Here is a 2,224-nt window from a genome sequence, read left to right on the forward strand (position 1 = left end):
GTTCTAACTCTACAAACTCTTGGATTTTGACTCCAGCAAGACCCAATAACTTATCAAGAGGAACCAATGTTCGTCATGGAACTCAGTATCTCATTATACTATCGACACCAAAATGTCAGGAGAGCCAGCGAGACCAAGTACTACGTGGGCGAAATCGTGATTCTGAGTTTCACTTTCCATTAATTCCACTTCCCCGAAGAGAAGCGAGTTAACAAGGCAGAGAGAGACAGGCTGAAAAGACTACTTTCCATTAATTCCACTTCCCCGAAGAGAAGCGAGGGCTTGAACGAGCGTATGTTCGACGCGCTGGTTACCTTGTCTTTCCATTAATTCCACTTCCCCGAAGAGAAGCGAGTTTGCCTGCGACGGGCTGTCCTTCCTACCGTTCGACGAGGACTTTCCATTAATTCCACTTCCCCGAAGAGAAGCGAGGCGGTGTGTATTCCTAATCAAGAAATCATCTTCCTAAACTTTCCATTAATTCCACTTCCCCGAAGAGAAGCGAGTCCATATACTCTTATTCAAGAACCTGCTACACATCGGTTCTTTCCATTAATTCCACTTCCCCGAAGAGAAGCGAGTCAGAGTCATCTGATCCGGCTCCCCAATCATGTGTGGGCTTTCCATTAATTCCACTTCCCCGAAGAGAAGCGAGAAACCTTGTCTTGGGATATTGCTGCAAAAAATCTGGCACTTTCCATTAATTCCACTTCCCCGAAGAGAAGCGAGTAAAAACCCCATAGGAGTTAATCCTATGGGGTTGGACTGCTTTCCATTAATTCCACTTCCCCGAAGAGAAGCGAGTGCACCCACCTCCAGTCGAGCCGTGCCGGCTCTTGAAGCTCTTTCCATTAATTCCACTTCCCCGAAGAGAAGCGAGAGAAGGTAGCGTGCTCAGGGGAGCAAATCTCCACGCTTTCCATTAATTCCACTTCCCCGAAGAGAAGCGAGTGGGGGAAACCGTCTGGCCGTGGCGCTGCATCAAGCAATCTTTCCATTAATTCCACTTCCCCGAAGAGAAGCGAGTGGGATGCGTTTTCCGACTAATTCGGAATTTGAGTGCAGCTTTCCATTAATTCCACTTCCCCGAAGAGAAGCGAGGGCACGCCAATAGCCGCCTCGACGTTCATAATTTGCTGGTCTTTCCATTAATTCCACTTCCCCAAAGAGAAGCGAGAACAGCAAGTTTTCCTGAAGCAGAAGACCTGAATAATTTAGCTTTCCATTAATTCCACTTCCCCGAAGAGAAGCGAGACTCATATTTTCTTGCTCAAGTTGTGCCTCTAAAAGGCCTTTCCATTAATTCCACTTCCCCGAAGAGAAGCGAGAGTTCCGGTATCACGACCAAGCACACACTGTGCTTGGGTTCACTTTCCATTAATTCCACTTCCCCGAAGAGAAGCGAGCGGCCGACACTTCTTTAACCACGCAGTGCAGCATGCGTGGACACTTTCCATTAATTCCACTTCCCCGAAGAGAAGCGAGTTTCTCATGGATTTAGTCGTGGCATGTGAATTTCTTCTTTCCATTAATTCCACTTCCCCGAAGAGAAGCGAGGACGACATGGTCCACGACCGCCATATAGACGGTGGGGTCCTTTCCATTAATTCCACTTCCCCGAAGAGAAGCGAGGTAGCCAGGTTGTGTGTTAACACCACAGGACTCGGCTCGCTTTCCATTAATTCCACTTCCCCGAAGAGAAGCGAGGCCCCCTGATTTTAACCCGCTCCCAGTCAGGGATCCAGGGTCGTCAATCGACAGGGTGTCCCCAAAGGGTGCAAATCCTCTTCTATCTCCCCCTGCCCAGACATCTGAAACCCTTACCCAGAGCACGATCGACCGGGTCAACGCAAGAATCAGGGTTTGGGGACTGTCGAAGACCCTGTCGCTCAAATCATTAATGTAGAGCATCATAGGGATCCTTTCGCCTCCGCTTGAATAGCTTGGGATCCACTTGCGGCGGGGGTTCTGCCCGAAACCACTGATAGCAAATGAGTTGTACATCTTCTGGTGTAAAAACTGTCGAGTCTTGATTGACTGACGTGAGCTCCTGATACAATCCCTCATCAATAAATAACTCATCCAACAAATGGATCAGATGGCTCTCCTGGACTTATGGTGATCAAGGATTACTAAGGCCAGAAAGCTGCTAATAATCTGGCTCTGAAGTTAGTAATGTTGGTAAACCCATACCCTTGTCGCTTGATTACCTTGATCCGGTTGT

Annotated in this window: 1 protein-coding gene and 1 CRISPR repeat array; the gene reads right to left on the reverse strand. The window is 48.2% G+C overall.

Annotated elements, in window-relative coordinates:
• Window positions 1-172 precede the first annotated feature (172 nt).
• A CRISPR array of direct repeats spans window positions 173-1,707; the repeat unit is 36 nt; unit sequence CTTTCCATTAATTCCACTTCCCCGAAGAGAAGCGAG.
• 425 nt (window positions 1,708-2,132) lie between these two features.
• Window positions 2,133-2,216 (reverse strand): hypothetical protein, encoded by an 84-nt coding sequence (locus JX360_RS18180; protein ID WP_425244331.1) that lies wholly within the window; start codon window positions 2,214-2,216, stop codon window positions 2,133-2,135.
• Window positions 2,217-2,224 lie beyond the last annotated feature (8 nt).

The sequence above is a fragment of the Thermostichus vulcanus str. 'Rupite' genome, from assembly GCF_022848905.1.
In the GTDB taxonomy this organism is placed as follows: domain Bacteria; phylum Cyanobacteriota; class Cyanobacteriia; order Thermostichales; family Thermostichaceae; genus Thermostichus; species Thermostichus vulcanus_A.